This window comes from Flavobacterium chungangensis (assembly GCF_042654045.1).
GTDB classification, from domain to species: domain Bacteria; phylum Bacteroidota; class Bacteroidia; order Flavobacteriales; family Flavobacteriaceae; genus Flavobacterium; species Flavobacterium chungangensis.
Genome location: NZ_JBHSFY010000003.1, coordinates 165,309 through 184,217, shown reverse-complemented (window position 1 = coordinate 184,217; position 18,909 = coordinate 165,309). Strand labels below are relative to the sequence as shown.

Sequence of the window (18,909 nt, the reverse complement as noted above, 5' to 3'; positions counted from 1 at the left end):
TCAATTTAAAAATGACATGTTTAAAACCAGAAAAGAAATTGTTTTTGTAATTTTAGCAGGAATATTTATAACCAATGCCGTTGTGGCTGAGTTAATTGGAGGAAAGCTAATTCAAATTGGTCCTTTTGTGATGAGTATAGGAATTTTGCCTTGGCCTATTGTATTTCTTACAACCGATTTGATTAATGAATATTTTGGCGAAAAAGGAGTAAAAAAGCTTTCTTTCATTACAGCATGTCTGATTGCTTATGCTTTTCTGATACTTTTTATGGCAATTGTTATTCCCGCCGCAAAAGGAATCAGCCCTGTTAACGATCAACAGTTTGAAGCGGTTTTTGGACAAAGTATGTGGATTATTGTAGGAAGTTTAATTGCCTTTATGGCCTCTCAGCTGATTGACGTTTGGATATTCTGGTTTTTTAAAAACAGAACTGGCGAAAAGAAAATATGGCTAAGGGCGACTGGCTCTACTGTTATATCGCAATTATTTGATTCGTTTATTGTTCTAGGAATTGCTTTTTGGCTTCCAGGAAAAATTGATTTTGACACTTTTATATCTTCAGGGTTAATAGGATATACTTTTAAATTAGCAATTGCTATTTTATTAACTCCAGCAATTTATTTAGGACATCATCTGATTAAAAAATATTTAGACCAAGATCCAGCACACAAAGTATAAAAAACATAGTTAGGTCATGAAAAATAATTACTTACTTATTTTATTCTCTGTTACCTATTTCTTTTTCAGCTGTGGCAATGACGAAAAAAAACAGCCTAAAAAAGTCATTCAATCTGTCAACAAGTTGACACCAGCAGCTATGAAGATACCTCGTAAAGTTTCTTCAAAAAATATCACCGCTCCAAAAGAGTTTGGTTCAAAGAAAACTACTGCTCAAAAAAATCCTTTTTCACTTAAAAACCCGATAGAAGTAAACACTTTAAACTCTCAAGCGGAAAATACCGCTGCAAGTGCTCCAATCTCTGTAAAAAAAGAAGTTAACGAGGAATTATTGAATTTTGTTAATGTTCGTAAAATATTAGCAAAATGCAAAATAGGTGAGACTATCACTCAAAAGCAACTAACAGAACACTTTGAAATTCCAGAAGAAGCTGTCAAACTAGTAAAAAGCGTAACCAAAACAGCAGAAAATGAATTGGCCTTAAAGTGGCAATCTACTTGGCTTGTTGAAAAAGTATCGGACGCAGAACTTGAAGATGGTAAAATGAAAGTAGTATTTAAAGCTAATAAAATGTACACTTCCGGAAATGCAATTGGCATTAAATACAACCGAAAAATCTATACCAATCTAGTCATTGTTGGACGTTCTGCATATATCCCAAGTGTAAAGGGATATAGTTGGCAAATAGGAAGATAGAAAAGAAAAAAATATTAAAAGTCAGATTTGCCTGAAAATCAATAAATTATAAAAAAATGTTAAATAGATGCGAAAATACTGATTTTAAAGACTAGATTTTCTTAAAAAAGATTTTACTTTTGTTAAAAATTTTAACAAAAACAAATCTACCAAAATGAAAAAACTAAGTATTTTTTTTGTGTCTGTATTGGCACTAGGATTATCAGTATCTTGTAGCAGTAATGACAATGACAACGCGTCTCTTGAAGGAAAATGGGAAGTATACCAAGACGGAACCATTGTTGACGGAAAAGAAAAATTAACTCCAGTAGTTTACGAAGGAGGCTGTAACAAAGATGTTTTTGAAATTCAAGCAGGAGGAAAATTCATCGATCATTATTCTCAATACAGCAATTCAAAATGTAATGATTATACTGAAAATGGAACTTGGACTAGAAAAGACAATAAGATAACTGTTCTATATGACGGAGATACTTCTGGAGATAATGGAGAAATCTTAGTATTAAATAAAACAACTTTAAAAATTAAATATACATACGGTGTATCTGAAACATATGTAGTTGAGTTTAAACGCATATAATTTTTTTTTGAAACTTTTTTAAAACCTCAAGCCTTTAAGTTTGAGGTTTTTTTATACATTTAAAATAAAAAGATGGAACCAATAAGATGCAGCTGGTGCTCTGCCAGCGATTTGTATAAAAAATATCATGATGAAGAATGGGGCGTTCCTGTTTATGATGATCCTACTTTATTTGAATTTTTAATTTTAGAAACTTTTCAGGCTGGTTTAAGTTGGATTACAATTTTAAACAAAAGAGAAAACTTCAGAGCTGCTTTTGATTATTTCGATTATAAAAAAATAGCCCTTTACTCTGAAGATAAAATTGAAGAGTTAATGCAGAATACAGGAATTATTAGGAACAAACTTAAAATTAAGGCAGCGGTTTCAAACGCTCTGGCTTTTATGAAAGTCCAAGAGGAATTTGGTTCTTTCTCTGATTATATTTGGAAATACACTGATGGAAAACCGATTGTAAATCATTTAAAAAATTCAAAAGATGCCCCAGCTACTACTCCACTTTCAGATGAAATCAGCAAAGATTTAAAAAAACGTGGTTTTAAATTTGTCGGTTCGACCGTTATTTACGCACACATGCAAGCAACTGGAATGGTCAATGATCACGTGGAAGATTGCTTTACCCGAAAAGGAAAATAGTCTCGGTTTTCAGTCACAGTTTTCAGTTTTTTTGAACCTGAAATTTTAAATCTGAAACTTTTAAACAAAAATTACCTATATTTGCTTCACACTTTAGGGGTGTCTACAAACTTGTAGGCTGAGATTTTACCCTCTGAACCTGATCTAGTTCATACTAGCGTAGGGAAAAGTAAGATGACTTCTGCACGCATTTTTATGCGTTCTTGTAGCCATTCCTAAGGTGTATCTATACACTAAACTCAAAAGGAATGGAACTTAAAATCAATCAACAAACTAAAAAATTCAATGCTGAATCGCTAAGCGTTCAATCATTGCTCGATCTCGAAATTCCGCAAAAACAAAACGGAATCGCTATTGCCGTCAACAATACTGTTGTTCCAAAAAACAAATGGAGCGAATTCTTCGTACAAGAAACTGACGAAATTTTGATTATTTCTGCAACGCAGGGAGGTTAATTTTTAAAATTCCAAAACAGAAAATTTCAAATTCCAAATTTTCATCCTTTACGAAGACGCACTGCAGTACGTCTCTACAACAGCTCATGACTCATAACTTATAACTTCTTTTACTATGACTACAGAAGAACAAATATCAAGAACCCCGTTTCCAAATTCTAAGAAAGTATATATCGATGGAGAAATTCATCCCATAAAAGTAGCAATGCGCGAAATTACTTTGAGCGATACCAAACTTTCAAATGGCGGAATTGAGAAAAATCCACCCGTAACCGTTTATGACACTTCGGGCGCTTACACAGATCCGAATATTGAAATTGATATTAGAAAAGGATTGCCGCGATTAAGAGAACAATGGATTTTAGATCGAAATGATGTTGAAATTCTAAACGAAATTACCTCAGATTATGGCTTAAGCCGATTAAAAGATGAAAGTCTAAATCATCTTCGTTTTGAGTATTTACATCAGCCAAAACGTGCTAAGAAAGGCGCGAATGTAACACAATTGTATTACGCCAAACAAGGAATCATTACTCCAGAAATGGAATATATTGCGATTCGTGAAAACCAGCGTATTGAACTTTTAAATGAACAAACCAAAGCTATGCAATGCCAGCACGGTGGAAACAGCTTTGGCGCCAATACTCCAAAAAACAAAATCACTCCAGAATTTGTACGCTCTGAAGTTGCTTGTGGTAGAGCTATTATTCCGAACAACATCAACCATCCAGAAAGCGAACCTATGATTGTGGGACGTAATTTCTTGGTGAAAATAAATGCCAATATTGGAAATAGTGCCGTGACTTCAAGCATTGAAGAAGAAGTAGAAAAAGCTGTTTGGGCTTGTCGCTGGGGAGCTGATACGATTATGGATTTATCTACAGGAAAAAATATCCATGAAACCAGAGAATGGATTATTCGTAATTCTCCTGTACCAATTGGAACCGTTCCAATTTATCAGGCATTAGAAAAAGTAAAGGGAATAGCAGAAGATTTAACTTGGGAAATTTTCCGTGATACACTGATTGAACAAGCAGAACAGGGCGTTTCGTATTTTACCATTCACGCTGGGGTTTTGCTTCGTTATATTCATTTAACTGCCAATCGCGTTACCGGAATCGTTTCTCGAGGCGGATCTATCATGGCAAAATGGTGTTTATTTCATCATAAAGAAAACTTCCTTTACACGCATTTTGAAGAAATCTGCGAAATCATGAAACAATATGACGTTGCCTTTTCTTTGGGAGATGGCTTACGTCCAGGTTCGATTGCAGATGCCAATGACGCTGCACAATTCGCCGAATTAGAAACTTTAGGCGAATTGACAAAAATCGCTTGGAAACATGATGTTCAGGTTTTTATTGAAGGTCCAGGGCACGTACCAATGCACATGATTAAAGAAAACATGGACAAACAGCTGGAGCATTGTCATGAAGCTCCATTTTATACTTTAGGCCCTTTAACTACAGATATTGCACCAGGTTACGACCATATCACTTCGGCAATTGGGGCCGCTATGATTGGCTGGTACGGGTGTGCGATGTTGTGCTATGTTACACCGAAAGAACATTTAGGTCTACCGAATAAAAAAGATGTTAAAGATGGGGTAATCACTTATAAAATTTCTGCTCATGCTGCCGACTTGGCAAAAGGTCATCCAGGTGCGCAATATCGTGATAACGCGTTGAGTAAAGCAAGATTTGAATTCCGTTGGGAAGATCAGTTTAATTTGGCTTTAGATCCAGATACAGCAAGAGAATTCCACGACGAGACACTTCCTGCTGATGGCGCAAAAGTCGCTCACTTCTGTTCGATGTGTGGACCAAAATTCTGTTCCATGAAAATATCTCAGGAAATTAGAGATGTCGCTGCGGCTGAAAAAGGAATGCAGGAGAAATCAGAAGAATTTATTGAACAAGGGAAAGAGATTTATATATAATCAAAGTATTAAGATGAAAGAATTAAGTATTAAGATTTTAAATCGATAAACTTTCAATGCTTTCATCTTGATATTCTTGTCTTAATTCTTAATACTCAAATCTTAATACTCCAAAAAAAAATGATTGTAATTACAAATCCTTTTTTTATTGAAGATGAAATTCAAATTCTTCATTCTTTATTGCAAGAAGGATTGTCTTTGCTTCATATTCGAAAACCTGATTTTTCAGAAGTAGAAATGGCAAAGTTCATTCATCAGATCAAATTAGAATTTCGGACTAATCTGGTTTTGCACAGTCATCATCAGTTAGCCGAAGATCTTGGTATTGAAAGATTTCATTTTTCTGAGAAAGATAGAAAAGAATTTCCTGCAAGGTTTCCAAAACCTTGTAGGTATAATTCAATATCAACACATTCTATTGAAGATTTCAATTCGTTAGAAAATGATTTTGATTATGCGTTTCTAAGCCCCGTGTTCAAAAGTATTTCTAAAGAAAATTATTCTCCTGAAAAAGATCTTTTTGAAGAAATAAAATCAAGAAAAAATCATAAAACAAAAATGGTTGCTTTAGGCGGAATTGATTCAGAAAACATTCAAAAAACATTTGAAAATGGTTTTGATGATGTCGCACTTTTGGGAACTATTTGGAAAAATGAAAATCCGTTAAAACAATTTAAATTATGTCAGAAAATCGTCCATTCGTACTTACAATAGCAGGTTTAGATCCGTCTGGAGGGGCTGGAATTTTGGCTGACATCAAGACATTTGAGCAGCACAAAGTGACTGGTTTTGCTATTTCGACGGCAAATACGATTCAGACTGAAAATCAGTTTTATGAAATCCAGTGGACTGATTTGAGTTTTGTAATTCGTTCGATCGAAACTTTGTTTTTAAATTATAAAATTAGCGTTGTGAAAATCGGAATAGTGTCTTCTTTACATGATTTAAACCAGATTCTTTCAATTATAAAACAGCTTTCTCCTTCAACAAAAATTGTTTGGGATCCTGTGTTGAAATCGACTACAAAATTTGAATTTATGAATACTGAAGATCAATTTGATTTAAATAAAATACTGTCAAAAATCGATTTGATTACACCGAACTTTCATGAAGCTGAAATTTTATTTCCTGATTATATTTCTAAAGAAAATAGATTTTCAACGAACATTTTATTAAAAGGCGGACATAACGAAAAGGCACTAGGAACAGATCATCTATTTCTAAAAGATGAAATGTTAGAATTACTTCCATCAGAAAAAAACTGCTTTGAAAAACATGGCTCAGGTTGTGTGCTTTCTTCTGCCATTACTTCGAATTTAGCTTTAAATCAGACACTAATAGAAGCCTGTAAAAACGCTAAAATCTATATCGAAAATTACTTGAGCTCAACTACAACTTTAATCGGATATCACTATGTATAGCAAACTTCAATATATCTCGCAGGGCGAAACGATCGAAAATCAATTGTATAATATTCATAAAGCACTTGACGCTGGTTGCAATTGGATACAAATGCGTTTTAAAAACCAAACACAAAAAGATGCTTTCACCTTAGCGGAAGCGGTAAAATTTTTATGCGAAAAGTACACCGCCAATTTTATTGTAAATGACGATTTGCATCTTACCAAAGAAATAGACGCTTGTGGAGTTCACTTAGGATTAACCGATACCAAAATCGACGAAGCAAGAGCAATTTTAGGCGCTGCAAAAATTATCGGAGGAACTGCAAATACTTTTGAAGATATTGAAAATCATGTTAAAAATGGCTGTGATTATATTGGATTAGGACCTTTTCGCTTTACTGCCACAAAAGAAAAACTAAGTCCGATTTTAGGCTTATCGGGTTACTTTGATATTCTTCAAAAACTAAAAAAAAATAAAATCGATATTCCTGTTTATGCTATCGGAGGAATTACATTAAGAGATGTGAATCCGTTAATGGAGACAGGAATTCATGGAATTGCTGTTTCTGGAATCATTACCGAAAGTGATGAGAAAGAAAAATTAATTCAACAACTAAACGAAAAATTACATGGAAACATCATTGTTTAATATCGGAGACAAAACCTTTCGATCCCGCTTGTTTCTTGGAACTGGGAAATTTGGTTCGAATGAAGAAATGGAGAGCGCCATTTTAGCTTCAGAAAGTGAATTGGTTACGGTTGCTTTAAAACGTATCGATCTTGAAACGGATACAGATGCTATTTTATCGCATTTAAATCATCCAAATATCAATTTATTACCCAACACTTCGGGAGCAAGAAATGCCAAAGAAGCTGTTTTTGCAGCGCAACTGGCTCGTGAAGCTTTGGAAACCAATTGGGTAAAACTGGAAATTCATCCCGATCCGAAATATTTAATGCCAGATCCAATTGAAACTTTAAAAGCAACAGAAGAATTGGCTAAACTCGGCTTTATTATTCTTCCGTACATTCACGCTGATCCTGTTTTGTGCAAACATTTAGAAAGTGCAGGAACTTCTGCCGTTATGCCTTTGGGTTCACCAATTGGAAGTAACAAAGGTTTAAAAACGATTGATTTTTTAGAGATTATAATCGAACAAAGTACCGTTCCTGTTATTATAGATGCAGGAATTGGAGCTCCTTCTGATGCCGCAAAAGCAATGGAAATTGGTGCTGATGCTGTTTTGGTGAACACTGCAATTGCTGTTGCAGGAAACCCGAAATTAATGGCTGAGGCTTTTAAGGAAGCTGTAATTGCAGGAAGAAAAGCCTTTGAAGCCAAAGTTGCCAATCAGCAGAATTATGCTTCGGCTTCTAGCCCGTTGACTTCTTTTCTTTATGAGTAATTTTTGGTTTCACGCAGATTTCTGCAGATTAAAGCAGATTTAATTTGATTTTTTTTATCGCTCAAATCTGTATAAAACCAATATTTTAAAAAAAGAAGGAAAATTCTTTAATTTTGTTTTTTAATAAAATTTAAAGAATTATGACTGAGAATGAAATTTCGTATCTGATAAGAGGAGCAATTTTTAAAGTGTATAACAATTTAGGGCCAGGTTTGTTTGAATCTGTTTATGAAAGTGCTTTGTTTTATGAATTAGAAAAGCTGGATTTAAAGATTCAAAAACAAGTTGAAGTTATAATTCCATATGAAGAAATAACGTTAGATCCAGCTTTTAGAATTGATATTTTAGTAGAAGACAAAGTAATTATAGAATTAAAATCTGTAGAGGATTTAGCCCCTATTCATTACAAACAAGTAGCAACATACTTAAGATTAACAAACAAAAAATTAGGCTTGTTAGTAAATTTCAATACGACAAACATTCTTAATGACATTAAAAGAATTGCAAATAAAATCTAATCAATCACACAGATCAAAATTTAAATCATTTTAATCAGCTTAAATCTGTAAAATCTGCGTGAAACCAAAACAAAATGAAAACATTCAAATCTATTTTTGAGCAATATAATTGGGATGAAATCCAATCTAGGATATATAAAACCACATCAAAAGATGTCGAACGCGTTTTGACTAAAACCAAATATAATCTCGAGGATTTCTTGGTCTTAATCTCGCCTATTGCTCAAAATTATTTAGAGCAAATGGCACAGAAATGCCACGAAATCACCAAAAAACGTTTTGGAAAAACCATCCAAATGTACGCTCCATTATATCTAAGCAACGAATGCCAAAATATCTGTACCTATTGCGGATTTAGTCTGGACAATAAAATAAAAAGAAAAACCCTTTCGGATGCCGAAATAAAACTGGAAGTTGAAGCCCTAAAAAACACCGGTTTTGATCATGTTTTGTTGGTTACAGGCGAGGCGAATTATACTGTAAACATCAATTATTTCCTTAATGCCATTAACTTAATCAAAAATGATTTTTCGATTATTTCTGTTGAAGTTCAACCCCTTTCTACAGAAGATTATGAACGCTTGCACAATGCTGGAGTATATTCGGTTTTGGTTTATCAGGAAACATATCATCAGGAAGTTTACAAAAAGTATCACACCAAAGGAAAAAAATCAAACTTTGATTATCGATTGGAAACTCCAGATCGAATTGGAACGGCCGGAATTCATAAAATAGGTTTGGGCGTTTTATTAGGTTTAGAAGACTGGCGAACAGATAGCTTTTTTAATGCTCTGCATTTAGATTATCTCCAGAAGAAATATTGGCAAACCAAATATTCCGTTTCTTTTCCGCGTCTCCGTCCTGCTGAAGGCATTATAGAACCTAATTTTATTATGGATGATAAAGATTTGACACAACTTATCTGTGCTTACAGATTGTGGAATGAAGATCTAGAAATTTCGATTTCAACTCGTGAAAACGAGAAATTTAGAAATAATATTATTCCGATTGGGGTTACAAGCATGAGTGCTGGTTCTAAAACAAATCCGGGTGGTTATGTTGTAGACCCGCAATCTTTGGAGCAATTCGAAATCAGCGATGAGCGCTCGGCGGAAGAAATTTCAAAAATTATAAAAAATGCTGGCTACGAACCTGTTTGGAAAGATTGGGATAAAGCTTATAGTTGAAATGTTTCAAGTTTCAGGTTTCAGGTTTGAAAACTTAACATTTTACAATTCACAACTCACAATTCACAATTAAAAAGATGAGCATTATACAAGAATTCCTTCGTTACAACAGACAAACTATTCTTCCAGAAATTGGTGATGAAGGTCAGGAAAAATTAAAAAAAGCACGAGTTTTAGTAATTGGCGCTGGTGGTTTAGGTTGCCCTATTTTACAATACATTGCAACTGCAGGAGTTGGTTTTATTGGAATCATGGATTTTGATACGATCGAAATTCACAATCTTCACAGACAGATTTTATATACTGAAAATGAAATTGGTCAGCATAAAGCAATTGTCGCAAAAGATGTCGTTTCAAAACTAAATCCACTGATTGAGGCTGTTGCAATTAATGAAAAGCTAACTGCTGAAAATGCTTCAAAAATCATTCAGCAGTATGATATTGTTGTAGATGGCTCTGATAATTTTTCTACTCGCTATTTAGTCAATGACACTTGCGTTGAGCATGACAAACCTTTAGTTTATGGAAGCATTTTAAAATTTGAAGGGCAAATTGCGGTTTTCAATCATAACGGAAGTAAAAATCTTAGAGATTTATTTCCCGAAATGCCAGATCCAAAAGATGTTCCAAATTGCAATTTAAACGGTGTTTTGGGAACATTGCCAGGAATTATTGGCAACATGATGGCGCACGAAACCTTAAAATTAATTTTAGAATTACCAACTTTAAAAAATGAATTGGTCATTTTTAATACTCTAAATTGGAATTTTACAAAACTGAATTTCTAAAAAATAACCTCATCACCAACGCTAATAATTCCAGAATTCAAACTCACGATATTAGTCCCAAATAAAACCGAATTATCTACATTTCGGTATTTACTTAAAGTTTTCAAAGGTTCTTTTTTTAAACGCCCATTCTCGGGATCATTGTTCACCATAACACATCTTCCGCAAGGTTTTATGTTTTTAAATTGAACTTCTCCTATTGTAAAAGTCTTAAAATCATCTTCTTCATGAGGATTTTCAGTGCTTACTACAATATTGGGACGAAATCTTTTTATGGTAATTTTTTCATCTAATTTATCATTCAAAAAATCTAGGCTTTTTGATCCGATTAATAAGTACGGATATCCGTCTGCCAAACTCACATTGAACGTTTCTTTTAATTTAGAGCTTTCATGTTTACGATCTCCATTTTTTATTATTTTGACCAATTTACATTCAAAACCTAAATGTTGGCTAAACCATTTTGAAGTTTCAAGATTCACCTCAACAACTTCACTTTTATCATCCCAGACATTTACTGCTATTGTGTTTTCTAAATGTTCATCTATAGAAAATTCATGCTTTTGATCCTGAAAAGTAATACTGATTTTCTCATTTGAAATCTGGGGATAAAACTGACTCATTACGCGATGTTCTCGCTGCGTCAGCATTTGATTTTCTGCATCAATGAGTATCCAACGTCGATCGTTTTCAAATCCCATTTCTTCAGCTTTTGCAGACGCAAGGCTGATTCCCGCCAAACTCTTTATCGGATAAATATAAATTTCTTTTACGCTGTAAATTGCATTCATTTTCTATTTACTTTTTAAAATGGACATAAACTCTTCACGATCAATTTCGCGACAACCCAAACTATCCAAATGTGGATTATAAACCTGACAATCTAATAATTTATAATTCTCTTTTTCTAAATGCTTTACTAGAGATATAAAAGCCACTTTAGAAGCATTTGACACTTTCGAAAACATACTTTCTCCACAGAAAATATGTCCCAAATCGACGCCATACAAACCTCCAACTAAAACATCGTCTTGCCAAACCTCAACCGATTTTGCAATTCCTTGACGATTAAGTTCACAATACGATTCTACTATATCATCTGAAATCCAAGTTCCGTCCTGGCCAATACGTTGTATTTTCTGGCAGTTCGAAATTACTTCTTTAAAATTGGTATTAAAAGTAACTGTAAATTGTTTTCTATTTAAAATATTCCGCATGCTTTTAGAAATAACTAATTCGTCTAAAAACAAAACCATACGAGGATCAGGTGCCCACCAAAGTATAGGTTCACCTTCATTAAACCAAGGAAAAATTCCTCTTTGGTACGCCAATTTTAAGCGTTCGGGACTTAAATCACCACCAACAGCCAAAATACCTTCTTCATCGGCTTCTGAAACAGGCGGAAAATATAAATTATCAAATAAGAAATACATGATTTAAATTTCAATGACAAAATTCTAATTAGAATTATTAATTCAAAAACAAAATTCCAAATCCCAAACTCACGTGAATGAATTGGAATTTGGAATTTATAATTTGGAATTTAAACCTTTTTTAGAACGGTAAATCGTCTGGTTCGTCTTCGTTTATACTTGTTGCTGGCGCAAAAGTTTCTGCAGCTGGCATTGGTGCTCCTTGTGCAGGCCCTTCTGGAGCTAATCTTTCGATTCTCCAACCTTGAATACTATTGAAATATCTAGTTTCTCCTTGTGGGTTAACCCATTCTCTTCCTCTTAAATTGATAGAAACTTTTACTGCATCTCCTTGTTTATAGCTACTCAATAAATCGCATTTATCTTGTGTAAATTCGATTAAAATATGTTGTGGATACTGCTCCTCAGTAGTAACAACTAACTCTCTTTTTTTGAATGAGGCACTAACTTGCTGCTCTGGGTTAACCACTTTTACTTTTCCTGTAACTTCCATCTTCGTCTATTTAATTATTGTTTCTATTTCTTTTATTTTTTAGCTAAAAGTACTTTCCAAGCCGATTCTACATCGCCATTATCCAAGTATTTTTTGGCTTCTAAATGTACTTTTTTCTGGTCGTCTGAGTTTAAAACCCCTTTGACTGCGAAATTTTCTTTCACAAATATAGTAACTTCTTCAATTGTAGGCAAGGCTTCTATATTACCTAATTTACCTAAATCATTTCCATCAAAAACATTGCTTTCTTTTACAAAATCTGGTATTGCATCTACTCCAACCCCTAGTGTTGTCAAGGGTTTTGCAACTTCAAAAAGTCCTTGATTAGATCTTGAATACCAATTATTTCCAAGTCTCGAAACCAAGTCAATTTTATGCTGATCGATTGCTCCGTTTTCATCTAGAATCGATTCGTGGATATGAATTTTCACCACTTCGCACAAAATCAGATTTCCTGCTCCTCCTTCTGTTCCTAACGGAATAATCTGCGTAATCTTACATTCAAACTGAACAGGAGATTCTTTTACACGATATGGTTTTACTAAATCTGAAGGAATTTGGGTTAATCCAGCTTTAATAAATTCATTTACTCCGTCTCCATATTCTGTGCTTGCTAAAGAAGTTTGCTGTACAATATCGTAATTTACAACATTTATCACTACTTCTCGAGTTGCTTCGGCATTAATTAAAGTATGTTTAATCGTATTATCGCGAACACGTCTTGATGGCGAAAAAACCAAAATTGGCGGATTGGCACTAAATACATTAAAAAAACTAAACGGAGATAAATTTGGAATCCCTGTTTCGCTAATTGTGCTTGCAAAAGCAATAGGCCTCGGTCCGATTGAACTCTGCAGATAGCCTTGCAATTTGGCCGTTGGAATTTCTTTTGGGTTAACGCTGATCATACTTTAAAATTTAGACAGAATCTCATTTTAGTAGCTACAAAAGTATTGAAATGGTTTAATTCGAAGAAATAGTTTTGCAGATAAAAACGAAAAATCTTTCCACATCGGCAAAATATAAAATGTGTATATTTCGTTATATTTATACCTCAAAAAAACTGATATGTCTTTTTCTGAAAGAACAAATACAACCCGCTGGATTATTATTTCGGTCTGTTTTATAATCATTTCTCTAATTCTTTGGAATACTTATACTTTCTTCCAAATTTTTAAAAATGAAGAACGCTTGAAAATGAACCTTTTTGTAAAGGCGCAAATTTCAATAGTTAATGCCGATGAAAATACCGATGTAGAACTTCCTCTTCAGATTTTCAACAATAACACTTCTATTCCGGGTATAATAATGCTGTATGATAAAGTAGTGAGTGCAGTAAATGTTCCCGACGAAATCCTGAATGATAAGAAAAAAAGGATCGCTTTTTTGAATAAGCTAAAAAATGAAAATGAACCAATTACTTTCGAATATGCACCAGGAAAATATCAGACGTTGTATTATGGCAACTCTTCATTGCTAAATAAACTCAAATATTATCCTATTGCACTGCTTCTAATTATATTTTTATGTATTGCTTTAATTTACAACTTTTATAAAAGCACAAAAATGGCAACCCAGAACAAACTTTGGGCAGGAATGGCAAAGGAGACAGCGCATCAGATTGGTACACCGCTTTCTTCATTAATTGGCTGGGTCGAAATATTAAAAACAGAAGATATTGATCCGTCAATTAGCACTGAAATAGAAAAAGACATTGAACGTCTACAAACTATTACTGATCGTTTCTCTAAAATTGGTTCGATACCCGTTTTGGAACTTCATGACATCGTACAAGAAACTAAAACGGCTTACGAATATCTACAATCTCGTTTTTCTAAACAGGTTGCATTTTCGTTTCAAGCTCCAAACGAACCTATTTTAGCCATGATAAATCCAACATTACATAGCTGGACTATAGAAAATTTAGTTAAAAATGCGATTGATGCTATGAAAGGAAAAGGAACACTAGATCTTTATCTCGAACAAGATGCAAATCATGTAAAAATCAATATTAAAGATTCTGGTACCGGAATTCCTAAAAAGCAGTTTAAAACTATTTTTGAAACTGGTTTTACAACTAAAAAACGTGGCTGGGGTCTTGGTCTTTCTTTAACTAAAAGAATTGTCGAGGAATATCACAATGGAAAAATAAAAGTCCTGCATTCTGAAATTGGAAAAGGAACTACTTTTCAGATTTCATTAAACAAAAAAGTGCAGTAATCAATTACTGCACTTTTTTGTTTAATATATAATTCTTCAGCTTTACATGGCTTCGACTCCGCTCAGCCTGACAAGCTTATTCTATTTGAATCTTATAAATTTGACTGAATATCTTTTGCTAAAGCTTCGAATTCTTCTTTTGAAAGAGAAACTTTATCAATAAAACGCATTTCGTCCATATGGTTTAACGGAATCAAATGTACGTGTGCATGTGGCACTTCAAGTCCAACAACTGCGATTCCGATTCTTTTGCATGGAACTGTCTTTTCTAAAGCTGCTGCAATTCTTTTTGAGAATTTCATTAATCCTAAATACAATTCTTCTTCCATATCAAAAATCTTATCGATTTCTTGTTTCGGAATGCAAAGCGTATGTCCTTTAGCATTTGGATTTACATCTAAAAATGCCAAATAGTTCTCGTCTTCAGCGATTTTGTATGCCGGAATTTCTCCGTTAACTATTTTAGTGAATATTGATGCCATGGTTTATTTGTGTAATCAGTTAATCGTTAAATCGGTTAAACGAATAAACGATTAACCAGTTAACTAAAATTTAGTCTCTAGAAATTTCTAGAATTTCAAATTTCAAAATTCCGTTTGGAACTGTAATTTCAGCTACTTCTCCAACTGATTTTCCTAATAAACCTTTCCCGATAGGAGAAGTTACAGAGATTTTTCCTGTCTTTAAATCTGCTTCACTTTCAGCAACAAGCGTATATTTCATTTCCATTCCGTTGCTTTGGTTTTTAATTTTTACATTCGATAAAACCAAAACTTTAGAAACATCCAATTGAGATTCGTCAATTAATCTTGCGTTTGCATATACTTCTTCTAGTTTAGAAATTCTCATCTCTAACAAGCCTTGTGCTTCTTTTGCGGCATCATATTCTGCATTTTCAGACAAATCTCCTTTATCTCTTGCGTCTGCAATATCTTGAGATGCTTTTGGACGCATTACACTTTTCAGGTGCTCCAATTCATCTTTTAATTTTTTTAATCCTTCAGCTGTATAATAAGATACTTTACTCATAACTTCATCGTTTATATAAATACAAAAAATCCCATCGCGACGGGATTTTCTTACCACAAATATACTATAATTTTTAATAGTACATAATTATATGTTAATCATATAGATTTCAAATCTAAATAAATTATTTTTGTTTTAACTAATTCTTATTCAAATAATGAAAAAAATCTGGTTTTTTATCGCATTTACTGCTATTTTATTCTCTTGTAGTGACAATAGCAAGAGCAGCAACAATCCTTACATTCCTAATTATTCTGTAAACGCATATCTTGATACCAATTTGCCAACTTATAACAAGTTAATGTATCCGAGCAACCCCGTTTACGTTGCCAATTACGGTGCAAAAGGAATTATTGTTATGAAGACTGGCGAAGGAACCTACACCGCTTTTGATGCTGCGTGTCCAAACCAAGCCTTAACTTCTTGCACTGCAATGACAATTGACGGAATTTATGCTGTTTGTTCTTGCGATAAAACTCAATATAATTTATTTACAGGACTTGGCGGAAAAGAATATCCGATGAAACAATATCGTGTCGAATCTTCTGGAACTGTTATTCACGTATACAACTAAATACAAAAAAGCCTGAAAAATAAATTTCAGGCTTTTTTTGTATTTGACTTATTAGAATTTCAAATTTAAACCAATTAAGAAATTGGTTCCTGCTTGAGGATAATAGTACGGATAAACATCATACATGTATCCATTTGAAACATATTTTTTGTCGAAAATATTATTAACCAAAGCCGTTATGGTTATCGATTTAAAAATCTTATTAGGAATTATTTCGTAAGAAGCATTAAAATCGTTTACGAAGTAATCTGCCAATTTTGCTGCAGGAAGCTCAATGTTATTCATGTATTGTTCTCCAACATATTTTTGCAACAATGAAAGATACAATCTTTCCATAGGCTTGTAAACAATAACGTTTCCAGCAATAACTTCTGGAGAATAGGCAATTTTAGTTGTTCCGTAATATTCGCCATCAACTGCTAAATCTACATTTTTGTTGCTGCTTAAAGTAAAGTTTGGTCTTAAGGTGAATTTCTCAGAAAGCACAATCGTCGCATCAAATTCAAAACCTAAACGGTAACTTTTCTCTGTGTTGGCGCGAATTGGGTTTCCAACATCGTCTAATCTTCCTGTTAAGATTAATTGATCTTTGTAAGCCATATAATACACGTTGGAATTCAGTTGGAATTTCTCTGAATTGAATCTCCATCCTAACTCGTAATCATTTAATTTTTCAGGTTTTACATTTCCGCCTTCGTAATCGGTTCTATTTGGCTCACGATTCGCTCTTGCATAAGAAAAATACAAAGTACTATTTTGAGTAAAGGCATAATTTAAACCTGCTTTAGGATTAAAGAAATTGAAATTATCATCTACCAAACCAGTTTCTGCACTATTCGCTTTGTATTTTACATTTCTGTATTGTAAATCTCCATAGAAACTTAATTTTTCTGTGAATTGATAATTTGCTTTCGCAAAAATATTACCGTCTGTTTTTGATGAATAATCATCGTAGTAGTGATCTTCTAATTCAGACTGAGAAGCATATCTCGCCCAGATTACTTTTCCGAAATGATCTCCTTCATATTTATTCCAGCCTCCGCCTAAAATCACATTCAAGTCCTCTGTTACATATTTAGCAGAGAAAGTAGTTCCGTAAAAATCATTATCCAACCATTTTTGGCGAATCAAATCTGTCGTTGTTACTGTTCCAACAGGATTTAAACTATAATCGGCCATGTCTGCATCTTCTTTATAATTTTCGAAATACCCCTTTCCTTTTGTATAATGCAATGCAAAATTTGTACTCCATTTATCAGAAAGAGATTCGCTCCAATGCAATTGATAATGATCTTGATTGTAATTATCGGTTTCATTATCATAATAACGCGTTACACCAAACTCATCTGTATATACTCCTGCCGAATTATACTTTCTGTTTTCGTTTAATGTTTCCCCGTCAATTCCGTTCCAAGATTGATATGTTTTTTGAGTTCCGCCAAAAACCAAAGCTTTAATCAAGGTTGTTTTGCCAACATAAGTTCCTTGAAGGAAATATGATTTTAAGTCTGCGCTTCCACGATCAATATAACCATCTGTTTTTATTGTAGATAAACGTCCCGCAATTTCAAAATGATCATTCATCAAACCAGTACTAAATTTCACTGTATTTTTAAATGTATTGAAAGATCCTGCAGAACTAGAAATTTCGCCAGTTGCTTTATTAGCATAATTATCTGTCAGTAAATTTAAGCTAGCTCCAAAAGCACCTGCTCCATTTGTTGATGTTCCAACACCGCGTTGCAATTGAAGGCTTTCTACAGAAGAAGCAAAATCGGGCATATTCACCCAAAAAGTTCCTTGACTTTCGGCATCATTGTACGGAATTCCGTTTATGGTTACATTTACACGAGTAGCATCACTTCCACGCACACGAATTCCGGTATAACCAACACCGTTACCTGCATCTGAAGTTGTTACAACCGAAGGAAGGTAATTCATCAGAACAGGAATGTCCTGACCTAAATTTCTATACTTAATTTCTTTTTTATCCATATTGCTAAAACTCACTGGAGTTTTAGAAGTAACACGAACTGCAGAAACTAGAACATCATCAAGGTGATTAACCTTTGTAGAATCTTGCTGTTGTGCAAAAGAGAATAGAGTAAAGAAGAAAGAAGAAAGAAATAAAATAGACGTCTTTTTGGTCAGCTTTGGACCTCTGAAACTTTGTACCTTTGTACCTTTAAATAAAATTTTCATTCGTAAAGAATTACGAATAAAAGGGGGAATTATTCTTTTGTTAAATTAATAAATGTGTTTCCCGACAAAATAAAGTGTATACGCTCGATCGTGTCGTTTTTCCCTTAGCAACATTACTCGCTCAGGTTCTTTGGGTATGATCTCAGCTCGTTATTTAGAGCACCCCTTTGAGACAGTGCAAATATAAAAAAGTATTAAGATAAATGTATTAAGTATTAAGATTTTTCATCTTTGAATTTCTTAATACTTAATTCTACTGTCTTAATACTAAAAATCTGGTTTTCTTCTAGATTGTTTTAAATCAGAAACATTCTTTTTGTCTTTGATTCTTTTCTTTATTACCGATTTTGGAACTTTTGTAGCTTTTCTAACTTTAGGCACAAACAAACCTTTTTTGATAATTTCCAAAAATCGTTTAATTACAATTTCTTTATTTTTAAGCTGACTTCGGTCTTCATCACAATTTAAAATCAGAATATTTTCTGAAGTTAATCTTGCTGAGATATTTTCCTGCAAGAGCAGTTTTTCTTCATCAGACAAAGCTTGAGAAGCATTCAAATCAAAATTCAGAACCACTTTTGATGAAACTTTATTTACGTTTTGTCCACCCGATCCGCTACTGCGAACGGCTTTAAAGCTTAATTCTGATATGATTTTTTCTGCATCCATA

At 33.5% G+C, this 18,909-nt stretch carries 23 protein-coding genes and 1 riboswitch; of the genes, 15 read left to right on the top strand and 8 right to left on the bottom strand.

What is annotated here, in order from left to right; genetic code table 11:
* Positions 1-16 precede the first annotated feature (16 nt).
* The 13 genes from ACFO3N_RS05940 to ACFO3N_RS05880 all read left to right on the top strand — a co-directional run bounded on the left by ACFO3N_RS05940 (position 17) and on the right by ACFO3N_RS05880 (position 10,288).
* The gene (locus ACFO3N_RS05940) at positions 17-679 is read left to right on the top strand and encodes a queuosine precursor transporter (protein ID WP_379796033.1); all 663 of its coding nucleotides are present in this window, start codon (positions 17-19) and stop codon (positions 677-679) included.
* Positions 680-695: 16 nt separating this feature from the next.
* A complete protein-coding gene (locus ACFO3N_RS05935) occupies positions 696-1,376 on the top strand; it encodes a hypothetical protein (protein ID WP_379796031.1) in 681 nt (226 codons plus the stop codon).
* A gap of 154 nt (positions 1,377-1,530) precedes the next feature.
* A complete protein-coding gene (locus ACFO3N_RS05930) occupies positions 1,531-1,956 on the top strand; it encodes a lipocalin-like domain-containing protein (RefSeq protein WP_379796029.1) in 426 nt (141 codons plus the stop codon).
* Between the two features lie 72 nt (positions 1,957-2,028).
* The gene (locus tag ACFO3N_RS05925) at positions 2,029-2,592 is read left to right on the top strand and encodes a DNA-3-methyladenine glycosylase I (protein WP_250834162.1); all 564 of its coding nucleotides are present in this window, start codon (positions 2,029-2,031) and stop codon (positions 2,590-2,592) included.
* 85 nt (positions 2,593-2,677) lie between these two features.
* Positions 2,678-2,775: riboswitch (TPP riboswitch) on the top strand.
* Positions 2,776-2,840: 65 nt separating this feature from the next.
* Positions 2,841-3,047, top strand: a complete 207-nt coding sequence (thiS, locus tag ACFO3N_RS05920; protein WP_379796027.1) for a sulfur carrier protein ThiS — start codon at positions 2,841-2,843, stop codon at positions 3,045-3,047.
* A 115-nt stretch (positions 3,048-3,162) separates the two neighbouring features.
* Entirely contained in the window at positions 3,163-4,986 is a 1,824-nt protein-coding gene (gene thiC, locus ACFO3N_RS05915) for a phosphomethylpyrimidine synthase ThiC (RefSeq protein WP_379796025.1), read from the top strand.
* A gap of 120 nt (positions 4,987-5,106) precedes the next feature.
* Positions 5,107-5,700, top strand: a complete 594-nt coding sequence (locus ACFO3N_RS05910; RefSeq protein ID WP_379796023.1) for a thiamine phosphate synthase — start codon at positions 5,107-5,109, stop codon at positions 5,698-5,700.
* A complete protein-coding gene (locus ACFO3N_RS05905; protein ID WP_379796021.1) occupies positions 5,667-6,407 on the top strand; it encodes a hydroxymethylpyrimidine/phosphomethylpyrimidine kinase in 741 nt (246 codons plus the stop codon). The genes ACFO3N_RS05910 and ACFO3N_RS05905 overlap by 34 nt, the downstream gene beginning before the upstream one ends.
* The gene (locus ACFO3N_RS05900; protein WP_379796019.1) at positions 6,400-7,038 is read left to right on the top strand and encodes a thiamine phosphate synthase; all 639 of its coding nucleotides are present in this window, start codon (positions 6,400-6,402) and stop codon (positions 7,036-7,038) included. Before ACFO3N_RS05905 ends, ACFO3N_RS05900 begins: the two co-directional genes overlap by 8 nt.
* Complete coding sequence (locus ACFO3N_RS05895; protein WP_379796018.1) at positions 7,019-7,795, top strand: thiazole synthase; 777 nt, start codon at positions 7,019-7,021, stop codon at positions 7,793-7,795. The genes ACFO3N_RS05900 and ACFO3N_RS05895 overlap by 20 nt, the downstream gene beginning before the upstream one ends.
* Positions 7,796-7,935: 140 nt before the next feature.
* A complete protein-coding gene (locus ACFO3N_RS05890; RefSeq protein ID WP_095927967.1) occupies positions 7,936-8,313 on the top strand; it encodes a GxxExxY protein in 378 nt (125 codons plus the stop codon).
* A 74-nt stretch (positions 8,314-8,387) separates the two neighbouring features.
* Complete coding sequence (gene thiH / locus ACFO3N_RS05885; RefSeq protein ID WP_379796016.1) at positions 8,388-9,500, top strand: 2-iminoacetate synthase ThiH; 1,113 nt, start codon at positions 8,388-8,390, stop codon at positions 9,498-9,500.
* A gap of 77 nt (positions 9,501-9,577) precedes the next feature.
* A complete protein-coding gene (locus tag ACFO3N_RS05880) occupies positions 9,578-10,288 on the top strand; it encodes a HesA/MoeB/ThiF family protein (protein WP_379796014.1) in 711 nt (236 codons plus the stop codon).
* Here the strand turns inward: ACFO3N_RS05880 and ACFO3N_RS05875 are convergent.
* The 4 genes from ACFO3N_RS05875 to ACFO3N_RS05860 form a co-directional block, all read right to left on the bottom strand.
* Positions 10,285-11,079 (bottom strand): MOSC domain-containing protein, encoded by a 795-nt coding sequence (locus ACFO3N_RS05875; RefSeq protein ID WP_379796012.1) that lies wholly within the window; start codon positions 11,077-11,079, stop codon positions 10,285-10,287. The genes ACFO3N_RS05880 and ACFO3N_RS05875 overlap by 4 nt on opposite strands.
* Before the next feature lie 3 nt (positions 11,080-11,082).
* Entirely contained in the window at positions 11,083-11,721 is a 639-nt protein-coding gene (gene aat / locus ACFO3N_RS05870; RefSeq protein ID WP_379796010.1) for a leucyl/phenylalanyl-tRNA--protein transferase, read from the bottom strand.
* A 121-nt stretch (positions 11,722-11,842) separates the two neighbouring features.
* Positions 11,843-12,214 (bottom strand): DUF3127 domain-containing protein, encoded by a 372-nt coding sequence (locus tag ACFO3N_RS05865; protein ID WP_095927972.1) that lies wholly within the window; start codon positions 12,212-12,214, stop codon positions 11,843-11,845.
* Positions 12,215-12,246: 32 nt separating this feature from the next.
* Positions 12,247-13,122 carry a flavin reductase family protein gene (locus tag ACFO3N_RS05860; protein ID WP_379796008.1) on the bottom strand — a complete coding sequence of 292 codons (876 nt, stop codon included), beginning with the start codon at positions 13,120-13,122 and terminating at the stop codon, positions 12,247-12,249.
* 160 nt (positions 13,123-13,282) lie between these two features.
* Here ACFO3N_RS05860 and ACFO3N_RS05855 point away from each other — a divergent pair, with 160 nt between their 5' ends.
* Entirely contained in the window at positions 13,283-14,434 is a 1,152-nt protein-coding gene (locus ACFO3N_RS05855; protein ID WP_379796006.1) for a sensor histidine kinase, read from the top strand.
* A 92-nt stretch (positions 14,435-14,526) separates the two neighbouring features.
* Here ACFO3N_RS05855 and ACFO3N_RS05850 read toward each other — a convergent pair whose 3' ends face one another.
* Both ACFO3N_RS05850 and greA read right to left on the bottom strand, forming a co-directional pair.
* Positions 14,527-14,916: an HIT family protein gene (locus tag ACFO3N_RS05850; protein ID WP_379796004.1), complete on the bottom strand. Its 390-nt coding sequence runs from the start codon at positions 14,914-14,916 to the stop codon at positions 14,527-14,529.
* 70 nt (positions 14,917-14,986) lie between these two features.
* On the bottom strand, positions 14,987-15,463 hold the full coding sequence (gene greA, locus ACFO3N_RS05845; RefSeq protein ID WP_057117494.1) for a transcription elongation factor GreA: 477 nt from the start codon (positions 15,461-15,463) through the stop codon (positions 14,987-14,989).
* A gap of 157 nt (positions 15,464-15,620) precedes the next feature.
* Here greA and ACFO3N_RS05840 point away from each other — a divergent pair, with 157 nt between their 5' ends.
* Entirely contained in the window at positions 15,621-16,037 is a 417-nt protein-coding gene (locus tag ACFO3N_RS05840) for a Rieske (2Fe-2S) protein (RefSeq protein ID WP_379796002.1), read from the top strand.
* A 51-nt stretch (positions 16,038-16,088) separates the two neighbouring features.
* On the opposite strand, the gene ACFO3N_RS05835 is transcribed toward ACFO3N_RS05840, so the two are convergent.
* Positions 16,089-18,239, bottom strand: coding sequence for a TonB-dependent receptor (locus ACFO3N_RS05835; RefSeq protein WP_379796000.1), 2,151 nt, complete (start codon positions 18,237-18,239; stop codon positions 16,089-16,091).
* A 267-nt stretch (positions 18,240-18,506) separates the two neighbouring features.
* The gene (gene arfB, locus ACFO3N_RS05830) at positions 18,507-18,908 is read right to left on the bottom strand and encodes an alternative ribosome rescue aminoacyl-tRNA hydrolase ArfB (protein WP_379795999.1); all 402 of its coding nucleotides are present in this window, start codon (positions 18,906-18,908) and stop codon (positions 18,507-18,509) included.
* Position 18,909: the final 1 nt, after the last annotated feature.

What these genes read in the sequence shown, in the direction of transcription:
- ACFO3N_RS05895 (WP_379796018.1), top strand. Translation starts at nt 7,019, where the DNA reads ATGGAAACATCATTGTTTAATATCGGAGACAAAACCTTTCGATCCCGC.
- thiC (WP_379796025.1), top strand. Translation starts at nt 3,163, where the DNA reads ATGACTACAGAAGAACAAATATCAAGAACCCCGTTTCCAAATTCTAAG.
- ACFO3N_RS05910 (WP_379796023.1), top strand. Translation starts at nt 5,107, where the DNA reads ATGATTGTAATTACAAATCCTTTTTTTATTGAAGATGAAATTCAAATT.
- ACFO3N_RS05835 (WP_379796000.1), bottom strand. Translation starts at nt 18,239, where the DNA reads ATGAAAATTTTATTTAAAGGTACAAAGGTACAAAGTTTCAGAGGTCCA.
- ACFO3N_RS05925 (WP_250834162.1), top strand. Translation starts at nt 2,029, where the DNA reads ATGGAACCAATAAGATGCAGCTGGTGCTCTGCCAGCGATTTGTATAAA.
- arfB (WP_379795999.1), bottom strand. Translation starts at nt 18,908, where the DNA reads ATGGATGCAGAAAAAATCATATCAGAATTAAGCTTTAAAGCCGTTCGC.
- ACFO3N_RS05930 (WP_379796029.1), top strand. Translation starts at nt 1,531, where the DNA reads ATGAAAAAACTAAGTATTTTTTTTGTGTCTGTATTGGCACTAGGATTA.
- ACFO3N_RS05840 (WP_379796002.1), top strand. Translation starts at nt 15,621, where the DNA reads ATGAAAAAAATCTGGTTTTTTATCGCATTTACTGCTATTTTATTCTCT.
- greA (WP_057117494.1), bottom strand. Translation starts at nt 15,463, where the DNA reads ATGAGTAAAGTATCTTATTATACAGCTGAAGGATTAAAAAAATTAAAA.
- ACFO3N_RS05855 (WP_379796006.1), top strand. Translation starts at nt 13,283, where the DNA reads ATGTCTTTTTCTGAAAGAACAAATACAACCCGCTGGATTATTATTTCG.
- thiH (WP_379796016.1), top strand. Translation starts at nt 8,388, where the DNA reads ATGAAAACATTCAAATCTATTTTTGAGCAATATAATTGGGATGAAATC.
- ACFO3N_RS05890 (WP_095927967.1), top strand. Translation starts at nt 7,936, where the DNA reads ATGACTGAGAATGAAATTTCGTATCTGATAAGAGGAGCAATTTTTAAA.
- ACFO3N_RS05900 (WP_379796019.1), top strand. Translation starts at nt 6,400, where the DNA reads ATGTATAGCAAACTTCAATATATCTCGCAGGGCGAAACGATCGAAAAT.
- aat (WP_379796010.1), bottom strand. Translation starts at nt 11,721, where the DNA reads ATGTATTTCTTATTTGATAATTTATATTTTCCGCCTGTTTCAGAAGCC.
- ACFO3N_RS05880 (WP_379796014.1), top strand. Translation starts at nt 9,578, where the DNA reads ATGAGCATTATACAAGAATTCCTTCGTTACAACAGACAAACTATTCTT.
- ACFO3N_RS05905 (WP_379796021.1), top strand. Translation starts at nt 5,667, where the DNA reads ATGTCAGAAAATCGTCCATTCGTACTTACAATAGCAGGTTTAGATCCG.
- ACFO3N_RS05860 (WP_379796008.1), bottom strand. Translation starts at nt 13,122, where the DNA reads ATGATCAGCGTTAACCCAAAAGAAATTCCAACGGCCAAATTGCAAGGC.
- ACFO3N_RS05940 (WP_379796033.1), top strand. Translation starts at nt 17, where the DNA reads ATGTTTAAAACCAGAAAAGAAATTGTTTTTGTAATTTTAGCAGGAATA.
- ACFO3N_RS05865 (WP_095927972.1), bottom strand. Translation starts at nt 12,214, where the DNA reads ATGGAAGTTACAGGAAAAGTAAAAGTGGTTAACCCAGAGCAGCAAGTT.
- ACFO3N_RS05850 (WP_379796004.1), bottom strand. Translation starts at nt 14,916, where the DNA reads ATGGCATCAATATTCACTAAAATAGTTAACGGAGAAATTCCGGCATAC.
- ACFO3N_RS05935 (WP_379796031.1), top strand. Translation starts at nt 696, where the DNA reads ATGAAAAATAATTACTTACTTATTTTATTCTCTGTTACCTATTTCTTT.
- thiS (WP_379796027.1), top strand. Translation starts at nt 2,841, where the DNA reads ATGGAACTTAAAATCAATCAACAAACTAAAAAATTCAATGCTGAATCG.
- ACFO3N_RS05875 (WP_379796012.1), bottom strand. Translation starts at nt 11,079, where the DNA reads ATGAATGCAATTTACAGCGTAAAAGAAATTTATATTTATCCGATAAAG.